Raw genomic sequence first — 18,697 nt, forward strand, 5'->3', positions numbered from 1 at the left:
GCGTGCGCAGGCCGGATACGGCCCGGCAAAAGGGGGAAGAGAGGAAGGGGAGTGGCGCGAGCGGCGCCGGGAGGGGCCGGCCCGGCCCGCGCGGTGCGGGATCCCGGGCTGTAGGTTCCGGTTTGATCTGTCGGCCGGTGCTGTTGTGACCTGTGGGTTCGGGTAAGTGTCCGGACGATTTGTCGGTGGTTTTGTCCGGGGCATCTGTCGTGATCCTCAGGCGGGTTGGGGAGCTGTGTGTGGTGTGCATGCGGTGGTCCTCGGCTGGTTGGGATTGCTGCGGCGTTCGATCTCATGGGTGGCTGCTCTGCGGCCTTCGGGGGTGAGGGTGTAGTAGACGCGGCGCTTCCCTGGTCCGCGGATGGCGGGTGCTCTGTTCCTCCAGGCGGTGTCGTCTTCGAGGCGGCTGGTGAGCCAGCCGGTCTGGGTGAGTTGGCGGAGCCGATCGGACAGGCTGCCTTGGTTGAGCCCGGTTCGGGCGGCGACCTGCGCGGCGTAGAACTCTTCGCCGGGGTGGGCGAGGAGGTCGTGCAGGAGTACGAGGGTTTCCCGGCGGACGCGGATGCGGGGGACGGTGATGCCCGGGTAGGGGCGCAGGGGGCCGGGTGGCTGGCGGGTGGAGTTGGCGGCCAGGGCCTGTGCGAGGGTGGTGGGGTCGGGCATGGGCGTGGTCTTGCTGTTGGGCAGCGCGGTGCGCATCAGGGCTTGGACGTGCGCCTTGTCGAGGTGACGAAGGATGGCTTTGCCTCGGGCTGTTGGGCGCTGTGGCTTGCCGAAGGCGGAGCGGTGGAAGAGGAGTGCGCCGATGTCGTGTTCCAGGCGTTGGAACTGGTTGACCAGCGAGCCCTGGTGGGTGTTGAGGTAGGCGGCGGCGGTCTCCAGGCTCGGGAACGCCATGGTGATCTGGAAGCGGTGCAGTCGTTGCCATCCGTGGAGGCCGCCCTCGACGGCATTGCGGATGTCGAGGGGGAGGCGCCGGTCAAGCTTCAGGATCATGACTTGTTGGCTGTGCACTCCGGCCGGCCGCCGGGGGATGCCCAGTTGCTTGAGGCGGCGGCGGACGGTTTCGTCCTCCGTGCCGAGTTCTTGCGCGATGGAGTCGGTCGAGCGCTTGCGGATGAGGTACTGCTCGCGAAGCCAGGTCTTGTCGATGGGGTGAGGGCGTTGGCTGCGGTAGATCGTGAGGCCCAGGGCCCTGGCCTGCTCGACCGCGATGTGCCGGGGGATCGCGATGTCCTTCGCGATGTCGGTCAGGGTGCGGCCGCCGTCGATGTACTCGCGCTGGAGGTAGTCGGGGGTGAGCACAGTGCGGGCGCGTTCGCGCAGCTTCCAGGCGGTCAACGGCGAACTCCTGCCCCAGGCTCGCGGTTCGTGCAGGACGTGGTCGAGAGCGAAGCGGGCGTGGGCGAGTGTGATACCGAGTTCCTCGGCGGCTTCGCTGGGCGGGCGCTGCTCGGTGATCACGATGCGCTGGAGGGCGGGAAGGTCGATGTCGGTGAGTCGGGGGCCAGGAAGGGTAAGGCCGTCGGCCAGGTGCTGGGGTGGTTCCCAGATGACGGGTTCAGCGATGCCGAGTGCGTCCAGGACCTGCTCGGCATGACGGTGCAGGGCCTCGCGCTGGCCCGTGGTCAGCGCGGTGCGGAAGGCGTGGTAGCGGGAGCGCTCGGCCGGTGTTTTCAGGGCCAGCCGGTAGCGGGGGTCCGTGAGGTCGGCGCCGGTCAGTAGTTGGTGCACGAAGCGCTGGGCGTAGACGTAACGGGGTGTTTTCGTCTTGGCATTGGCGCTTTCGCCGGGCTGGGTGTCGGTGTCGAAGCACAGCTGGCGCCAGGCGTCCTCGGTGAGCGGGACGGCGGGAACCAGGGTGCGACGGCGTGCGTAGTCGATGGGGCTGCCGTGATCGTCGAGGTAGTCGGCGAGGTTGCAGAGCGCGGCGAGGACGTCGGGGTGACCGTTCTTGAGGGTGAGCTGGAGGGTGGTGGTCATGGTGTTGGCCAGGTGGGGGTTGAGCCGGTCGGTGATGTGCCGTGCGCTGAGGGCCGCCTCGCGCGGGACGAGCAGCAGGGTTGCGGCGATGGCACGGAACGGGTTCTCCTCCATGCCGTGGCGGGGCATGAGCCGAACGGTCCAGCCGGGCCAGAGCAGTTGAGGAATGTGCCGGACCCGGGCGGTGGGGAGGTGGTCGCCGGGGCGGGGGCTCGCAGCGCGCGCGGTCAGGGACCGGGCGCGCAGCCGGTCCAGGGCGCCCATGTGCGGATCGCCGGCGCGCAGGAACCGGCCGCGGGTGCGCTCGCTGAGGCTGTGCCACCGGTGCGCGGCCATGCCCCAGGGGATGACCTTGTTGGTGGTGTCGTTGCGCTCGCGCAGGACGCGGATGGCTTGGATAGCGGGAGTGTCGTCGGCGTCGGCGAGCCAGGCGGTGGCGGTGTGTGCGATCACTCCGCGGACGGCCGCGGTGAGGTGCCGGGCTCGTTCGGCCGGCGTACGGACGTCCGTCGGACGCTGCCCCCAGGCGTGGATCACGTGGTCTCCCATGCCGGTCAGGTCGCCTTCCTCGATGGCCCTCAGCAGCCAGTGGGTGCAGGAGTTGAGGTCCGCGATCACTCCATGGGTCTTGCGCGGATCGGAGTGCTTCAGCACTTCGTCGACCCACTGCTGAGCAGCGAGCAGGGGATGACCGGCCGTCAGGGGCAGCGGGGCGGTGTCCGTCAGATCGGTGCCGCAGGTGGCATCACGCTGCTTGTCCCGCCTGGTGCAGGTGGTCGGCGGGTAGGCGCGGGTGCGTCCGGGAAGCAGCATGCGGATGCCGAGGGCGCATCCGGGGCACTGATCGTGCAGCAGCGTCTGGTGCCGCGGGCAGGCGAACGTGAAGGGCAGCCACCAGCGCAGCAGCCACCGTCCGTCACGTTCGGCCAGGCACCGCGGGCAGAACCGGCAGCGGCTCTGCAGCCGGGGGCCGAAGGGGAAGCCCGGGGGGATCACAGCCTGGTCCAGGCAGCCGGCGGTCAGGCCGGTGAGCGTTTCGATCTGGCGGAGAGTTTCCGGCGGCAGACCGGTGACCAGGGTCCGGGTGAACATTCCGCGGGACAGACCCAGTGCGCTCACGAAAGCGCTGAGCGACACTCCGTTGCGCCGGGCCAGGGCCTCCAGCCAGCTGTCCAGTCCCTCGTCCTCCAGGATCTTGACCCGGAGCGGCAGGACGCGCATCTGGGTCATGACACGTCCCCGAGCGCGGAGGGGAGGGCGCCGTGGGCCAGGGCGGCGGACAGCTGCTGGCGGGCCTGCTCGGAGGCTTCGTCCAGGCGGACCCCGTCCAGGACCTGGCGGTTGAGGGATTCCCTGCCGGTGCGGATCGCGCGATAGCAGCCACGCATGATGAGCGTGAAGTACGAACCGATATGCCCGCTGGTGCGTTCGAAGAGATAGTCCGCCAGGCGCACGAGCATCCCGGGGCGGTGCTCGGCCAGCACAAGACGCTGTTCGGTGGACTTGAGCAGGCTCCGCCAGTGCTCGCGCCCCTGGTCGGTCTTGAGACGGAACGGATCGACTTCGAGCCGGGTCCAGCGGCGGGCGGTCTGGGCGAGCACTGTGTTCTTGCCGGTCAGCCCGTCGGCGAAGAACCGTCGCTCCGCCAGTCCGACCCCGACATAGATGAAGGTGACCGGGAGCTCGTTGGCCAGCCACTTCAGATGGTTGGACACCGCCAGCCCGTCCCGGCGGTCCAGGTCGATGAAGTGGATGTCGTCGATGATGCCGAGCTGGGTCTCGCAGGACAGTACGCAGTCCAGCGCGTGACTGGCCAAGGCGGCCGCGTTCGCCCGGTCGGTGGCCGGATGGCCGTAGAACTCGCAGATCATCCGGTTCAGCGTCCGCAGTGTGGTGTTCGAGGTGAGCCCGACCCGGAACACGGGGATGCGTTCGTGCCCGGCGTCGGTAACCGCCGACAGGCGGCGCATCTGCTGGCGGTCGAAGGTGCGGCCGTAGAGATTGGCGATGGTGGTCTTGCCCAGCCCCGGCAGGGCGTCGATGACGGCGGCGGAGCGGATGCGGTCGCCGTCCTGCCGATTGCTGGCCACGATCTGGTCCAACTCCTCATGAATATCCGCAAGTTGCGGGGTGTTCACGATGCCGAAGTTGGCGTGCCAGTCATGGCGGGCATCGTTGTAGTCCTCGGCCGCGTCCTCGCCGAGCGCTGTGAGCTGGGCGCGAGTGAGCCTTTCGGGCCGCTGGCGGGCGGGGGCGTCAGCGAAGCGGCGCCAGCCTTCCTTGCGAGACAGGCTGAAGAGATTCGGCTGCCTCACTCGATCACCTCGAACGCGTCGTCATAGAAGTCGTCGTCTTCGGGCGCGTCGAAGATCTCGTCCTCGTCGTCGCCGTCCCCGGCCGGAAGGTCGGGCACCAGGTGCAGCCCCGCCGGGTCCGTGGGCCCGGCCTGTTCCGGCAGCGCCGGCAAGACCAGGGCCGAGCGCTCGGCCGACAGACGCACCGCCATGCGGCGTTCGCGCCGGTCGGTGACCATGCCGGAATCCCAGCGGGTCAGCAGATCCGACAGCGCCTGCGGGGCGTCGATGTGGCGGCCCGCGCGGGCCGCCAGCCTGCGGGCGTAGGCGGCGGCCTCGCCGCTGAACGGCGTGCCCAGCAAGGGGGCGTGCTCCCACTCCAATGCGTGCCAGCCATCGTCGTGCGGGTCCTGGAAGTAGACGAACCGCACGTCATCGGGGTTGACATGGATGGGCCACTGCCGACCCAACCCGGGGTAGGGGCTGGGGGCGTTGCGGTAGCCGTCCAGGACCGGCCCGTTGTAGCGCAGGCCGTCGACCTCGACGCCGTAGTGCTGGATGGTGCGCGGCTTGACCGCCAGGAACTGGAAGACCAGATCCGGCGAGGCGGGCATCCGCAGCCGCCCCGCCCGCGCCAGCCCGATGCGCAGCATCTCCAGCGGCGACAGCATCAGCTTCGGCCACTGCGGGATCACCAGCCCGTCGTGTTCGCGGCGGTGGTAGACCTCGCCGACCCACTCGCGGATGATCTCCTCCACCTCGTGGAGGTAGAAGAACGCGGCCCCCTCAACCCCTTGGCCGCGACTGTGGACATCGGGGCCCTTGTAGGCGGGCAGGTGCTGGATCAGGCCCTCGCGCAGCGTGCGGAAGAAGCGTTCGACGGTCGGCTTGTCGGTGGGTTTCTTCGGCTGGGCCGGCTGGATGGACATCCCCAGCCGGGTGCACACCCCGATCACGTGCGCGGACATGAACGCCTGCCCGTGATCGATGACCAGGGTCTCGGGCGGACACAGCCCCCGGCCCGGCCGCACCTCGTCCTCGGTGAACACCACCTCGTCCCACAGTCCGTGATAGGGGACGAGCTCGGGGCGGACGGCATGCTCCAGCGGCGGGCAGACCGCCTCGAACAGCACCCCGGCGACATCGACCGCCTTGGTGGAGCAGGCGGTGACCCGCAGCCCCACGATGCACCGGGTGAACAGGTCCTGGGCAACAGTGAGTTGCAGGGGCACCCAGCGGCAGGTGACTGGCTCCATGCCGTAGATGTCCAGGTCCTGGGTGTCCAGCACGACGTACTCGCCGGGCCGGGTCGGCCGCAGCCGCCCGTAGGTGCCCTGCGGCCGCTCGGCGATCGAGCGGCGGGCCTTGGCGCTGCCCGAAACCGCGTTCGTGCCCTTGGCCAGCACCGCCAGACGGGCGTAGGCCGTGCTGCGGGCCGGGATCGCCACCGTGCCCTTGCCGTACTCGGCCACCAAGCGGTCCTCGGCCCGCCGCAGCAGGGCCGAACGGGTCGGCGTCGAGGCGTTCACCGACTCCGCCATCACCCGGCGGACCGCTTCCTCCCACCGCGGATCCACGCCGCCGCCCCGGCCCTTGACCGCCCGCGTATCGACCAGCGCAGCCTCGCCGCACTCGCGGTAGGCCCGCACCCACCGCTCCAGCGTGCGCGGGGAGATCCCCAGCTCAGCAGCCTTGGTCAAAATACGGTCTTGAAGCGGGAGTTCGGGCCCGAACCCGGCTCGGGGCTCGTTGGGCAAAGCACTGTCCGCATGGCCTGCCCGATAGCCGCTCAGGACCTCCCGCACATGCCCGGCGCGTTCACGCACGGCGGTGAGCTGGGCCGGGGACAGACTCGCCAGCAGCAGCCCGACACCGTCCAGAACACCGCCCGCAACCGGCTCCAAGGAACGAGCCCCGGAGGCCAGGCGCCCCAGAGACATCGCGCTGAACTCGCCGGTCCGCTCGTTGCGCACGGTCACCCGCAGTCCGTCCAGCTCCAGGACCTCGACCACGTCGCCGCCGAACAACAGGCGCACCCCCGGGAAGACCGCCACGGACAGCCCGTTCATGCCGCCGCCCGAATGCCGGTCGCGCAACCCAGCGGGTGGTGCAGGTCCGCGACGAGTGCACCGGACCAAAGCAGATGCAGGACGACCGGGCGGACCGCCACCGCCGGACACCGTTCCGCCAGGGCCGCCTCGATCCCGCCGATCGTCGCCTGCCGACCGGCCTCCTCCAGCACCGCGGGAACCAGCACCGTCTCCAACAGGCGCGGCCGGCGGTAGCCGGACAGGAACCGCACGTTCTCCACCAGCGCCGGATCGGCCCCCGACCAGGTCTCGTAGACCCAGCCGCGGCCGGCACACAGCTGCCGCGTCCAGTCGAACTGCGCGATCACCTTGGAATCCTTCATGCGTGAGGGGGCTTTGACGTCCACCACGGTCACCAAGCCGTCGGTGTGGACGAGGAACAGGTCAGGGACGTGGCGGCGGATGCGGTCGCCGTCCCGTCCGATCAGCTGGAACGGCTGGGCCGCGATCCGTACGACACTCCGGTCGAAATCAGCGAGCAGGATCCGGGCCAGCTCCAGTCGGCTCTCGTAGGCCACCAGCCGCCCGGTCGTCGCGGCGTGGTACCAGCCGGAGTAGTGCTTTCGGCCGCGGTACCAGCGGAATTCACGGACTGGCAGCCCGTCCGCCACCTCGTCCACCGGCAAACGGCACCAGTCCATCTCGCCGAGACGGCCGTCCCCTTGCCGGTACACCGCCCGGACCGTCCGGCTATCTGTCGTCCTTGCTTCGTCGCCGTTGCCCACCTGGGCCGCCCTTTCGTGTCGGATGCAATCGACACCAGGACATCGGCCGCCACCAGCAGTAACCTGATGGAAAAGCAGGAGAGACCAAACGAAAGACTGGACCTCGCATCGCGAGGGTGACCACGACGCTGTACGTGAGTAGGGCCGCAAAGAACCTGTCGGACCGACAAGTTGACGACAAATCACTTGGACACCGACATTTCTAATCGGAACCTACACGGGCGGAGGGCGGCGTCAGACGACGCGGCGGACGGCGAGAATCGCCCAGTCCTTCAATGGGGTAATGCGTACCGGTTTGCCGGTTTTAGGGGCTTCGATGACGAGGCCCGCCCCCATGAACATCCCGACGTGTTCGGGTACGGCAGCCGTGCCCCGGCTGAAGATCAGGTCGCCGGGCTGCAGCTTGTCGGGCGAGATCGCCTTGCCCTCATTGACCTGCGTGTATGTGGTGCGGGTCAGGTTGATACCGGCCTTGGCGTACGCCTGCTGCATCAGACTGCTGCAGTCGCAACGGCCCATCGGATCGGGGCCGTGGGAGTTGGTGCAGGACCCGCCCCACTGGTAGAGCGTGCCGAGCTGGTGCATCGCCCAGTCGATCGCCGTACGGGCCTTGGGGTCGGCGTCCTTCGGGATGGCGTAGCCCTTGGGCACGCTGCCCTCGGGGATGCGCCCGTAGGAGGAGCCGTCCTCGGCCGGACCGCACCCGGAGGCCGGGGGCTTGGTGTCCTTGGCCTTGTCGCCGTCCTTGGTGGGCTTGTCCTCAGCCCCGGGGAACGTCTTGGCGATGGCGGACTGCAGGGCGGTGGCCAGCGGCTCCCACTGCGCGTACGCGTCCGGGAAGCCGGATGCCTGCACGGCCTGGGCGGCCTGGGTGACGGCCATCTGCTGCCAGCCCTTGACCTTCAGCAACGCCTTGTAGAACCGCTCGCTGGCGTAGACCGGGTCGCGGATCTGCTGGGCGGTGCCCCACCCCTGGCTGGGCCGCTGCTGGAAGAGGCCCAGCGAATCGCGGTCGCCGGCGCCGAGGTTGCGCAGCCGTGATTCCTGCATCGCGGTGGCGAGCGCGACGATCTGCCCGCGCTTGGGCACATCGAGCGAGATGCCGGTGGCGACGATGGTCTGGGCGTTGGGGACCTGCTCGGCGGGCAGGGTCAGGCCCTCGACCTTCACGTCCTTGCCGGACGCCCCGTCGAGGATCTTCGTCACCTGCTTGGTGACGGCGTCGGTGTCGACGTCATGCAGGCAGTTGCTGAAGGAGCTGGTGGTTGCGGCGGCTTCGCTGGAGGCGGCGGCCACCATCATGGCCGTGCCCGCGAGCAGCAGGGGGGAGAGGAAGACGACGCCGATGCCGGCGGCTATCGCCTTCAATCCGGCACGCCTCCCGGCGGCGGAGTTTCAGGCAGGGGAGGGGGAAGAGGTGTCACAAGGGCGTCCTTGAAGGGTGAAGTCCCGTCCGCGCGAGTGTGCTTGGGGAAGGCCGCGGCGGCCGGTGGCGGGTAGAGCGGGGTCGGCGCGCGCGGCGAGTTGCACCTCGCTTGCGTGCGCCGGTCAGGTTCAGGTGCGTCCGGACATGATGGACCTCGGTTCGTGAGGGTGGGGAAGAGCCGTCGGCGGTTGCTGCCGGGCTCCAAAACAGTAAGCGCCAATCCCCGGTGGGCGGCATAACGCTCTGTCAGAAAACAATTCCACGGGAATTTCACCTAACGGCACCGCTCCACCGGGAATCGTCCCCTACAGTTTGGGCTCCTCCCCTTCACACCCCGCATCGCGGACCGTGGGCATCGTCATGCCCGCGCCTGTTTCGCCGGGTTTCGTGTGCGAGCCGGAGTGATGCAACCCACCCTCACCCGAACCGAACTGGGGTATTCCCTTTGTCTTTTTCCCTGCATCAGGGCGACGCGCTGAGCGTGCTCGCCACGCTGCCGGACCACTGCGTGGACTCCGTCATCACCGACCCGCCGTACAACTCCGGTGGGCGGACGGCCAAGGAGCGCACCAGCCGCAGCGCGAAGCAGAAGTACACCTCCGCCGACGCGCAGCACGCGCTGCCGGACTTCACCGGCGAGAACATGGATCAGCGCTCCTACGGCTTCTGGCTCACCCAGATCATGACCGAGGCGCATCGGCTGACCAAGCCGGGCGGCACCGCGCTGTTGTTCACCGACTGGCGGCAGATGCCGACGACGACGGACGCGCTGCAGGCCGCCGGCTGGCTGTGGCGCGGCGTGCTGGCCTGGCACAAGCCGCAGGCCAGGCCGCAGAAGGGCCGTTTCACCCAGAATTGCGAGTTCATCATCTGGGGCTCGAAGGGCGCCATCGACGGCTCCCGTAACCCGGTCTACCTGCCCGGCCTCTACTCCGCCTCCCAGCCCTCGGGCAAGAACCGCCAGCACATCACGCAGAAGCCGGTGGAGGTGATGCGGGAGCTGGTCAAGATCTGCCCGGAGCGGGGGACCGTCCTGGACTTCACCGCCGGATCCGGGTCCACCGGGGTCGCGGCCCTGCTGGAAGGCCGCTCGTTCATCGGGGTGGAGAAGACCCGCGAGTACGCCGAGGTGGCCGCCGACCGGCTGGCCGAGACCGTGCAACAGACCCTGTCCCAGGACGACTTCGTCCTGTCCGCCTAGGCATTCCCCGCCGCCCGGCACGGGGCGATAGCAGCCTTTTTTGCCTGCCGCCCCCGTGCCGCGCGATGCGTTATAGCACCGGATTCCCGGTTAGCGAAACCGGGGATTCTCCGGATCGTGGAGCCGTCATTCACACGCCATCGGCCGCGGCTTCAAGGAGACCCATTTCGTGCCCGAATCCATAGACCTCCCCGACGACGGGGAAATGGAACCCGTCCGGCTGCCGGCCTCGAACCTGGAGAGCGTCGAGGCCACCGTCCGCAAGCTCATGGAGGATCAGGCCGAGCACGCCCGGCAGCTCGACGCCCTCTCCATGCCCCCGGAACCCTCGCCTTACGCGGCGTTCGGCCTGCCCAGCCTGCCCGGGATGCCAGGAGCACCGCTCCAGGCACCGCCGGAGCCGCGCCCGATCCTGGAACTGGAGGGCGACGAGTACGAGGACGAGCTGGACGCGCTCTCCGACTGGGTGGACGGCTACCTCATCCGGATCTACGGGGCCGAGGTCACCACCGCGGCCCCGTGGTGCAAGCAGTGGCAGGAGCACGAGGACGTCGTCGCCTGGCTGCACGCCCTGTGGTTGGCCTACCAGCAGCACAAAGACCCCGAGGCCGGGCTGTCCGGGATGTTCGTGTGGCACCGCGACTTCCTCACGCACTGCCTGGCCCAGGTACGGGCGGCGGGCGGACCGCTCTCGGCCTGCCAGACCGACCCTGACCGTGACGCACACCGTTTGCTGCCCGGCCCCGCTTCCTCCATCCGCTCGGCACGCGCCGCCTCCGCGGACCAACCCGAGCCCGCTGAGCCGGGCGCGGCTGGCGCATGAGCGGGCCCGAGCACCGGCCCGCCTTCGGCCTCTCCTTCGACCCGCGCGCCCTGAGCGATCTCCTGGCGGCCCCCGGCGACATCCGCGACCTGGCCCTCGCCCAGCTCCAGGACGTCGTCAACGCCCGGCAGTTCGGCCCCAAGCTGCTCGGTGAACTGGCCGACTACCGCAAGCTGTACGTCGACAGCCGCAAAGCCTGGCGCATCGTCTACGCCCAGCGCCCCGCCCCGCCGGACTCGGAGCACCGCGCCGAGATCCACGTGGTGGCCGTACGCCCGCGTGACCGCCACGAGGTGTACAACGTCGCCCGCAAACGCCTGGGCATCACCCGCCGCCCCACCAGCGCGCTCGCCCACGCCGCCCGCTCCCGCTCTCCGCAGCTGGAGACGCGCCGCGAAATCCCCAAGCCGGGCCCGCCCCCGTACGCGCTGCCCGGTCTTCCGCGCCCTGCTCTGTCTCCGACCCCGAAGGACCGCACTCTTTGACGACCCACTTCTCCTCCGGCCTCGACGACCTCACGGCCGCCCTCACCGGATTCGAAATACCGCAGGAGAACCCGCACCACCGGGCCATCGTGGACACCTACCGCCGTGTTCAGCAGCTAAACGCGCAGCTCCTCACCGTGGCCGGTGACGGGCCGACCGGCTGTCTTGCCGACACCCACGAGCAGCTGGAGCAGCTCAGCGACGTCCTCATCCTGCGCGTGCTGGCCGGCGCCGAGCTGACCCGCCTGCTGAGCATCCCGTGCTGCCCCCACACCGGCAACGACAGCGAACAGGACGCCGCCCAGGCGGAGGCGGACTGCCGCTCCTGCCCACAGGCCGAGCACACGATCGTCCACGCGTGCCTCGACGTCTTCGCCGCACACAGTGATCCGGACGCGATGTCCTCGGCCGATCTCACCGACCGCCTGCGCGAGCTGCCCGGCATGGCGGAAGGCCGCTGGTCCTACGCCGAACTCACCCCGCACCGGCTGGGCCGTCTGCTGGCCCCGTACGGCGCGCGGTCATGCAATATCCGCGTCGGGCCGTCGTACCAGCTCAAGGGCTACCTGCGCAGCTCCCTTCAGGCGGCGCTGCCCGACTGCTCCTGTTGAAGCACCCCGCCCTCACGGCCCTTCGCCACGTGAGGACCGAGGACTTCTTACTCGTCGACGCCTTCCACCAGCGCTGTTCACCCGCGCACGTGCTGCGCCGCTGGGGCCGTACCCATCTGCCGCACCGAACCCTTGGCCAACTGCTGGCGCAAGCCGACTGCTGGCTGGGTCTCGGAGCGGGCGGCGAGCCGCTCGCGCTGGTCTGCACCGGTCCCGTCAGCCGGGCGGCGGGTGTCTTCGACCTGGGGCTCCAGGTCGCCGATGCCCACCAGCGCCGCGGCATCGGAACCGCGCTGGCTCGGCACGCCGCCCAGTACGCCCATGCGCGGGGCGCTCACACCTTGAGCACCTACACCGAGGCATCCAACCAAGCGATGCTCCGCCTGCTGCGGCGTCTTGGCCCCGTCCGCGAAACGCGGCACGGCGCGCAACTCGACGTGCGCCTGCCTCTCGGCGCGGGCGGCCTCGCGCTCCGGTCCTCGCACCACCCCAAGGAACCTCTCCATGCCCCGCAATGCCCCGGTCAACAAGTGGCTGACCCGGCTTGACCGCCGGATCGAGGCGGCCGTGGGCCACAGCGTCGACCGGCTGTGGCAGCACCGCGACCGCGGACTGCTCGATGAATCGCACACGCACCTGGTCGACGCCCACCGCGCCCTCGTCCAGGCCGAGACCACCGTGGCCTTCTACCGCTCCCAGCTCAACAGCCTCTCCTCCGGCCAATACCCGGTCGACGGCGCGCTGTTCGACCGCATCGAGCGGACCGTCGGCCTGCTGCAGGACGCGGCCCGTAACCGGGATGAGCGGCAGACGCAGGCCATCGCCGCGCTCCAGCCGGTCGAGACCGCCGCCCGGCACACCGCCCCGCGCGACGTGCCGAACCTGCCGACGCCCGACATCGCCGCGCTGCTCGCCATCACGCAAGGCGCCAAGCTCCACCAGAACCTGCTCACGCAGCAGCTGTACGTCGTCACCGCCTCCGGCACCCGCATCCCCTACAGCCAGCTGCAACGCCTCGAAGAGGACCGCCTGGTGGTGCGCGACACCTCCCACCCGGTCACCGCAGGCCAGCCCGTCACGCTGACCGACACCGGCCGCGCCGCCCTGACCGCCCCACGCCCGGCCACGACACCGGGAGCCGCTCCCGCGCCCCGCCCCGGTACCTGGCCTGCGGCTACTCCCGCCCGCCGCTGAACCCGCACACCCCGCGTACCCCCCTCCCCGAAAGCCCCTATGCCCTCGTCCCCGGACTTCCGCCTCGACGGCTACGAAGCCGTCAACGACCGTGTCGCCGAGCAGTTCTGGCAGCACATCGACATCGAAGCCACTGAACTCACCGTGCTCTCCGAGCACCACACCGACGACCAGCGGCACAGCTACTACGTCATGCACAACAGCTCGGTGACCTGGGGCATACCCGGCGAGCCGCAGCTGGTGGCCCTCCACCTTCAGCGCGACGTTCAGGCCCGCACCTTCCGCTTCCAGCACGACCAACTGCCCTTGGTGCCCATGGCGCAGAGCTGGCTGATCGCCCGCGGCTGCCCGAAGGACGCCATCGCCCTGCCCGCGGACATCGGCACCGACCCTGCCGACGAGGCCACCAGGGCGCTGGAGGACCGCCTCACCTCGGACGGCGATCACTTCGCCCTCGTCACCAGTTACACCTCGGACGACGACCCGGACCGCGTACAGATCACGGCGCTCCTGGCCGCCATCGACGAGAAGGCGCCGCTGCGCTTTCGGGTGCTGCTGCAGGAGGTCGACACGGAGCACTGGACGCACACCCTGCGCGAAGGCGGCTTTTCGTCCTACGAGCAGGCCACCGCCTGGTGGCAGGCCCACTGGTCCGGCGACGACGTCCCCCTGCCGACCGCCCAGACAGCAACCCGGCGCAGCGCACCGCCGGCCATGCCCGGTCTTCCTGCGGCTCCCGCTCCACCCACAGGCCCAACTCGCTGAGGGCAAAGCCGAATTCTCCCCGCACCGGATCTCCTTCAGGAAGCTCCGCGAGGCGCCGGCATCCAGCGAAGGGCGAAACATAGCAGCACATCCCCGGTTAGCAAAACCGGGGAATCTCCGGACTCTTGAACCACTGCCCGCACGGCGTCAGCCGCGGGGGTGGTTCCGCATTCCCGTCCCCCTTTTTTTCCTGGAGGTCAATTCCTCATGCGCTCATCCCGCATAGCCGTCTGCGCCGCCGTTATTGGCGCACTCGCGCTGCCGCTCGCCGGTGCAACGTCCGCGAGCGCGGCACCCGCCCAGGCACCGGCCACCCGCGCTTGCGACCGGCCCGGACCGTGGGCCGTACACACGCAGGCGGTCACGATCCGCTCCCAGGCGAGCGCGAAGTCCACCGCCGTCGGCGTGCTCTACCGCAGCCACCGCTTCACGGTCCACAAGACCAGCGGCAACTGGCACTACATCACCGACACAAGCACCGGCGTAAAGGGCTGGGTCTCCGGCTCATACGTCTACCGCGACGCCTACATGTGCCTCGACTAGCTGCCCGGCCACGCCAATTCACCGAACCGGCAGCGCAATTCCTCCCGCCTTCGCTACTGACCCGCCCCACGTATTTCCAAGGAAAGGAGCCGCGCCGTGCCCGACGACGCCGACGACGTGATGGGCGTCATCACCCAGCAGATCGAGGCCCGCTTCCAGATGCCGCTGGCCGACCTGCGCCGGGCGGTGGCCGCCGCCCCGCACGCCAACGACGACGCCACCGTCGTCGTGAAGTGGTACGGCATGCTCGCCGAGGCCCAGGAAGCACTGAACAAGGTCGAGGACGCCCTCGTCGCAGCCCTCGGCAGCGCGCCTGACGACGTCCTGGGCGACCCGGTGATGGCGCTGGCCGACCGGGTCAAAACCGCCGTGGCGGTGCGTGACGGTCGGGCGATGGTGGTGCGCCACTACACCGACCCGAACTCCCTGGGCCGCAGGGGACCGGGAGCCTGGCGGGGCGCCGAAGCAGCCCCCCGGCGTGGTCCGGCCCTGCAGACCGCACCGGCGCCGAGCGCGCCCGCGACGTCCGTCCCGGTGCGCGGAGCGGTGCGGTGAGCGTCGTGCACAGGCCCACCAGCAAGGACGAGGCACTGGCCCAAGCCTTCGGTGCCTCGCTGAGCGAGCTGTACGCGCAGGCCGCCGGCCCCGAGGCGTCCGCCGCCCTGATGCGCGCCTTGGAGCTGCGCTCCTGGCTGGCGGTGGCCGAGGAACAGGTCGCCCGGGTCCGCGTCCGCATCCACGACGCCACGGCCGCCGACCGGGACCTTGGCGACTTGTCCGCCGACGACCTGCGGTTCGACGCGCAGTGGCTGGAGGCGGCGCTGTCCGCCCGCGACGGATACGCCACCGCACTGGCCTGCTGCTGAACACCATGCCGCCACCCGGAACCCGCCCCGAACGACCGGTGCAGCTCGCCCAGCCCAGGCTCACCACCACGCTTCCGCCCGCCCCGGCACCTGTGCGTGCCGGGGCGGTGCGGGCCCGCCGACCCTGAAAGCCCTGCCGAGTGCCCCACGCCCTCTCCCAGACCATCGCCGAACGCATCGAGGACTTGTACGGCCAGCCGATGGCCGCCCTCGAAGCCCATGCCGACACCCACCCCCGCGGCACCATGCTCGCCGCCCTGACGAGCAGCCACGCCGATGTGCAGCGCGCCGAGCGCAGCATCGCCTTCCAGCTCCAGCGGCTGCGTGAACTGGCCCACCCCGAGCGGGAGATCGGCAAGTTCGAAGCGGGCCACCTGCTCGACTGCGCCCGCCGGATCGCCGAATCCGTCGCCACCCGGGACGCCCATGCCCAGACCGTCAGCGCCGTCCTCGCCGGCTTGCACCGCGTCCCCGCCGCACCAGCCCCGTCGCTGGCGGCACCCGCTGTCCCGGCCGCCGGCCCGGCGTCCACTGCCACCCGCACCCGCTGATCCGCCCGCCCGCATGAGGAGTTACCCCCTTTGGTCACCACCGGCCTGCCCCGCTCCACCCAGGTTGACGTTGCCCGCGTCACCGAGTCGCTGGAGATGATCGCCCCGCTGTGGAGCGTGTGGATCCTGATGACGCTGTCCGCCCAGCCCCTGCGCTACGCCGAGATCAAGCCGCGCCTGCCCTGGCTGAACGACGGCACCCTCCACCCCAAACTGCGCAAGCTGTCCGACGCCGGCCTGGTCGAGCGCACCGAAGTCGCCCAGGGCCACGTCACCTACGGCCTGACCGCACGCGGCGCCGACCTGATGCCCGTCCTGACCGTGATCGCCGCCTGGGGCGAGAACCATCTGGAAAAGCCCCTGGTGAAGAACAAGGACACCGGGAGTCTGGAGCTGCGCAGGGTCACGCCCGCGGAGAACATCGAGGACGCCCTCGCGCTGATCAGCCCCCGGCACGCGACGCCGATCCTGTGGGTGCTCAAGGAGCGCGGCGCCTCCAGTGCCAAGGCGCTGTCCGCCGCGGCGATGCCGGGCTACCGGCTCAGCAACGTCTACCCCCAGGTGGACCGCCTGGTCGCGGACGGCCTGGTCCGCAAGGAGGGCCGCGCCTACGAGCTGACCATCACCGGACATGCGCTCTCCCCCGTCTACCGGTCGCTGAGTGCCTGGGCCGCCGGACGCCCGCTCGCCGACGCCGACACCCACCCCCTGTGGGGCACGGTCTCGGTGCCGCAGCTGGCGACGTCCGGACCGTGGCTGACCACCCAGCCCCGCGTCCCGGCACCCGCCACTCCCGCGCCCGCCGCCGCGCCCCCGGCGCTGTCCACCGAGCCTGCGGCCACGCCGGCCACGGCCTGGAAGGGCGGCGACCTGTTCTCGCACCAGATACCGGCGCGTCCCATCGCCCTCCCGCAGGCCCAGGGGCCGCGCCGATGACGCACCTCACCACCGCCGACCACCCGCAGACGCGCCGCGCGATCAGGGCGATGTCACTGCCCGCACTGATCCGCCTGGTCACCGAGATCGACGACAACGGCCCCATCAGCCGCCGCCGCGGCAGCCTGCAGAGCACCTTCGACGACCTGAGCGCGCCCCAGCTGCGCCACGCCATCGACCGGGCCCGCGCGTTCGGCCTCGTCTACGGCGACGAAGACGAGCGCGTCCGCTACCGGCTCACCGACAGCGGCGAGGAACTGGCCGAGGTGTACGACACGGCCGCCCGCTGGGCCCGCACCCACCAATTCCCCAACGTGGCCAGTGACTTCGTCACCCGGGTCCAGCACACCCTCGACCTGCTCGGCCACGCTCCGGCTCTCGCACACGCAGCCGCCCGGCTCGGCAACTCGTACGGGATGGTCGTCCCTGGGGGAGCGGTCCTCGACGGTGAGGCCATCGCCGCCCTGAAGGGCCCGCAGAACGTCCTGGCCACCTGGCTCAAGGCGCATGCGTACGTCTTGCACTACACCGCCTTTGGCTCCTTGCGCGCGGCGGATGAGTGGGAGCCCGCTGCGTGAGATCGAGTGTCGGACCCCGGCATGCCCGTCGGCCGGCCCCCACCCTGCTGCGCGGCATCTACCTGCCCCGCAGCATGGATGCCGGCGCCTTCGCGATGACGACGTACGGCATCCCGCTGCTGGTGCTCGCCACCACCAACTCGGCGTCCCTGACCGGCTTGGCGTTCGCGCTGGAGTGGGTGCCCCGCCTGGGCGCGTTCGCCGTCGCAGGCGCCATGGTCGACCGCCACGGCACCACCCGCGTGCTGCGCACGGCCTGCATGCTGCGGGCCGCGGTGGCCGTGGTCGCTGCCCTTGCTCTGCCGCAGCTGGAGACCGGGCTGGCCACCACGGTGGCCGTCATGCTGCTCGCCGCCTCGACCGGCGTGCTCACGGAGTTCTCCTACATCGCCGCCGAGACGGCGGGCGGCATCGCCAGCCGCCAGGCAGGCGAGCGTGCCCACCGCGTGCAGTCGGTGCTCCTGGGCATCGACCAGTTCGGCACCCTGGCCGGGCCTGCCGTCGCCGGTCTGCTGCTGGAACGCGCAGGGGCCGCCGGGATGCTCGTGACGATCGCCGTCTTCTCGCTGCTGGCCTGCGCCCTCGCCCCCAGGCAGTACACCACCGACCACACGAAGCTGCCGGAGCCGGCCCTTGCGGGGCTGCGCACCGGATGGTCGACCTTGCGCTCGCTGCCCCCGCTGGGCTGGCTGGTGTGCGGACTGACCCTCTCTAACCTCGCGGTCGGTCTGCTCCAGGCCGCAGCCCCGGTGATCGTGGTGAAGGAGTTCGGGCACTCCAGCGCCGACGTGGGCCTCATCTGGTCGGTGGCCGCCATCGCCTCACTGCTCACGGTCACCCTGTGCCGCCGCGCGATCGACCGCTATGGCCTGTGGCCCGTCGGTGCGCTGTCCGCCACCGTCGCTGCGAGCGCGTGCCTGGCCGTCTCCCTCACCCACACCTACACCGCCTACCTCGTGCTCATCGCGGTGCTCATGGCCGGCGAGGGCGGCATGACGGTGGTCCTGCGCACCCTGCGCTCCCACCTCATCCCCGCGTCGGTGTTCGGCGCCACCCTCTCGATGACGATCCTGCTGCTCCTGCTGCCGTTTCCGCTGGCCGGCGTATTGGTCGCCTCGGTGCCGCCCGCCCTGCTCGGCCACGTGATCACCGCCTGCGCGGTGCTGCAGGCCCTGGGTCTGCTCACCGCCTTCTCCCGGCTGCGCACCCTCCCTGTTCTGCGCGCCCGTCTCGCCTGACCCCACCTTGCTGTCCGCTCTCCTGGAGATCCACCCGATGCCCATGCCCGCCGCCCAGGCCGTCATACCGGTCGCTCGCCCCTCCTTCCGCGCGGGATCGAGGCCCACGATCACCGACCAGTTCCTCGCCTTCGACTCCGCGCACCCTTACGTCTACCGGGCCCTGGAGAAGCTGACGGCTGAGCGGTTGGCCGCCGGTGCCACCCGCATCGGGCTCAAGGAACTGTTCGAGGCCCTGCGCTGGCGACTCCCGCAGGGGCTGCGCGGGCTCAACAACAACTACACCGCCTTGTTCGCGCGGAAGTTGATCGAAGACCACCCCGAGTGGGCCTCCGCCTTCGAGCTGCGCCGCCGACGCACCCCCTGAACCCTATCCACGGCGCCCGAA

At 70.3% G+C, this 18,697-nt stretch carries 19 protein-coding genes and 1 pseudogene; 15 read left to right on the forward strand and 5 right to left on the reverse strand.

The features are described from left to right. Nucleotides 1–216 precede the first annotated feature (216 nt). The 5 genes from AB0G17_RS06575 to AB0G17_RS06595 form a co-directional block, all read right to left on the reverse strand. Nucleotides 217–3,213: a TniQ family protein gene (locus AB0G17_RS06575; protein WP_361376492.1), complete on the reverse strand. Its 2,997-nt coding sequence runs from the start codon at nucleotides 3,211–3,213 to the stop codon at nucleotides 217–219. Then, on the reverse strand, nucleotides 3,210–4,298 hold the full coding sequence (locus AB0G17_RS06580; protein WP_361376495.1) for an AAA family ATPase: 1,089 nt from the start codon (nucleotides 4,296–4,298) through the stop codon (nucleotides 3,210–3,212). The genes AB0G17_RS06575 and AB0G17_RS06580 overlap by 4 nt, the downstream gene beginning before the upstream one ends. Next, complete coding sequence (locus AB0G17_RS06585; protein WP_361376498.1) at nucleotides 4,295–6,346, reverse strand: helix-turn-helix domain-containing protein; 2,052 nt, start codon at nucleotides 6,344–6,346, stop codon at nucleotides 4,295–4,297. The genes AB0G17_RS06580 and AB0G17_RS06585 overlap by 4 nt, the downstream gene beginning before the upstream one ends. Then, a complete protein-coding gene (locus tag AB0G17_RS06590) occupies nucleotides 6,343–7,092 on the reverse strand; it encodes a TnsA-like heteromeric transposase endonuclease subunit (RefSeq protein WP_361376501.1) in 750 nt (249 codons plus the stop codon). The genes AB0G17_RS06585 and AB0G17_RS06590 overlap by 4 nt, the downstream gene beginning before the upstream one ends. Before the next feature lie 234 nt (nucleotides 7,093–7,326). Next, nucleotides 7,327–8,460 carry a C40 family peptidase gene (locus AB0G17_RS06595; protein ID WP_361376504.1) on the reverse strand — a complete coding sequence of 378 codons (1,134 nt, stop codon included), beginning with the start codon at nucleotides 8,458–8,460 and terminating at the stop codon, nucleotides 7,327–7,329. A gap of 503 nt (nucleotides 8,461–8,963) precedes the next feature. Between AB0G17_RS06595 and AB0G17_RS06600 the strand changes: the two genes are divergently transcribed. The 15 genes and pseudogenes from AB0G17_RS06600 to AB0G17_RS06670 all read left to right on the forward strand — a co-directional run bounded on the left by AB0G17_RS06600 (nucleotide 8,964) and on the right by AB0G17_RS06670 (nucleotide 18,676). Beyond that, nucleotides 8,964–9,719, forward strand: coding sequence for a site-specific DNA-methyltransferase (locus AB0G17_RS06600; protein WP_361376507.1), 756 nt, complete (start codon nucleotides 8,964–8,966; stop codon nucleotides 9,717–9,719). Between the two features lie 205 nt (nucleotides 9,720–9,924). Next, complete coding sequence (locus tag AB0G17_RS06605) at nucleotides 9,925–10,542, forward strand: DUF4913 domain-containing protein (RefSeq protein ID WP_361377175.1); 618 nt, start codon at nucleotides 9,925–9,927, stop codon at nucleotides 10,540–10,542. Continuing rightward, on the forward strand, nucleotides 10,539–11,027 hold the full coding sequence (locus AB0G17_RS06610; protein ID WP_361376510.1) for a hypothetical protein: 489 nt from the start codon (nucleotides 10,539–10,541) through the stop codon (nucleotides 11,025–11,027). The genes AB0G17_RS06605 and AB0G17_RS06610 overlap by 4 nt, the downstream gene beginning before the upstream one ends. Next, nucleotides 11,024–11,638, forward strand: a complete 615-nt coding sequence (locus AB0G17_RS06615; RefSeq protein WP_361376513.1) for a DUF3631 domain-containing protein — start codon at nucleotides 11,024–11,026, stop codon at nucleotides 11,636–11,638. Before AB0G17_RS06610 ends, AB0G17_RS06615 begins: the two co-directional genes overlap by 4 nt. A gap of 29 nt (nucleotides 11,639–11,667) precedes the next feature. Then, nucleotides 11,668–12,186, forward strand: coding sequence for a GNAT family N-acetyltransferase (locus AB0G17_RS06620; protein ID WP_361376516.1), 519 nt, complete (start codon nucleotides 11,668–11,670; stop codon nucleotides 12,184–12,186). Next, nucleotides 12,143–12,832 carry a hypothetical protein gene (locus tag AB0G17_RS06625; protein ID WP_361376519.1) on the forward strand — a complete coding sequence of 230 codons (690 nt, stop codon included), beginning with the start codon at nucleotides 12,143–12,145 and terminating at the stop codon, nucleotides 12,830–12,832. The genes AB0G17_RS06620 and AB0G17_RS06625 overlap by 44 nt, the downstream gene beginning before the upstream one ends. A 39-nt stretch (nucleotides 12,833–12,871) precedes the next feature. Beyond that, the gene (locus tag AB0G17_RS06630) at nucleotides 12,872–13,597 is read left to right on the forward strand and encodes a hypothetical protein (RefSeq protein ID WP_361376522.1); all 726 of its coding nucleotides are present in this window, start codon (nucleotides 12,872–12,874) and stop codon (nucleotides 13,595–13,597) included. A 207-nt stretch (nucleotides 13,598–13,804) separates the two neighbouring features. Then, nucleotides 13,805–14,140: an SH3 domain-containing protein gene (locus tag AB0G17_RS06635; RefSeq protein WP_361376525.1), complete on the forward strand. Its 336-nt coding sequence runs from the start codon at nucleotides 13,805–13,807 to the stop codon at nucleotides 14,138–14,140. Between the two features lie 96 nt (nucleotides 14,141–14,236). Next, nucleotides 14,237–14,695 carry a hypothetical protein gene (locus AB0G17_RS06640; protein WP_361376528.1) on the forward strand — a complete coding sequence of 153 codons (459 nt, stop codon included), beginning with the start codon at nucleotides 14,237–14,239 and terminating at the stop codon, nucleotides 14,693–14,695. Further along, a pseudogene (locus AB0G17_RS06645) lies at nucleotides 14,692–15,134 on the forward strand (hypothetical protein). The gene AB0G17_RS06640 and the pseudogene AB0G17_RS06645 overlap by 4 nt, the downstream one beginning before the upstream one ends. 12 nt (nucleotides 15,135–15,146) lie before the next feature. Beyond that, a complete protein-coding gene (locus AB0G17_RS06650) occupies nucleotides 15,147–15,557 on the forward strand; it encodes a hypothetical protein (RefSeq protein WP_361376531.1) in 411 nt (136 codons plus the stop codon). A 30-nt stretch (nucleotides 15,558–15,587) separates the two neighbouring features. Further along, nucleotides 15,588–16,493, forward strand: a complete 906-nt coding sequence (locus AB0G17_RS06655) for a helix-turn-helix domain-containing protein (protein WP_361376534.1) — start codon at nucleotides 15,588–15,590, stop codon at nucleotides 16,491–16,493. Beyond that, nucleotides 16,490–17,071, forward strand: a complete 582-nt coding sequence (locus AB0G17_RS06660) for a hypothetical protein (RefSeq protein ID WP_361376537.1) — start codon at nucleotides 16,490–16,492, stop codon at nucleotides 17,069–17,071. Before AB0G17_RS06655 ends, AB0G17_RS06660 begins: the two co-directional genes overlap by 4 nt. Then, on the forward strand, nucleotides 17,068–18,309 hold the full coding sequence (locus AB0G17_RS06665) for an MFS transporter (RefSeq protein WP_361376540.1): 1,242 nt from the start codon (nucleotides 17,068–17,070) through the stop codon (nucleotides 18,307–18,309). Before AB0G17_RS06660 ends, AB0G17_RS06665 begins: the two co-directional genes overlap by 4 nt. 37 nt (nucleotides 18,310–18,346) lie before the next feature. Further along, complete coding sequence (locus AB0G17_RS06670; RefSeq protein ID WP_361376543.1) at nucleotides 18,347–18,676, forward strand: hypothetical protein; 330 nt, start codon at nucleotides 18,347–18,349, stop codon at nucleotides 18,674–18,676. The last annotated feature ends 21 nt before the right edge of the window (nucleotides 18,677–18,697 follow it).

Source organism: Streptomyces sp. NPDC023838, from assembly GCF_040639555.1.
Classification (GTDB): Bacteria; Actinomycetota; Actinomycetes; order Streptomycetales; family Streptomycetaceae; genus Streptomyces.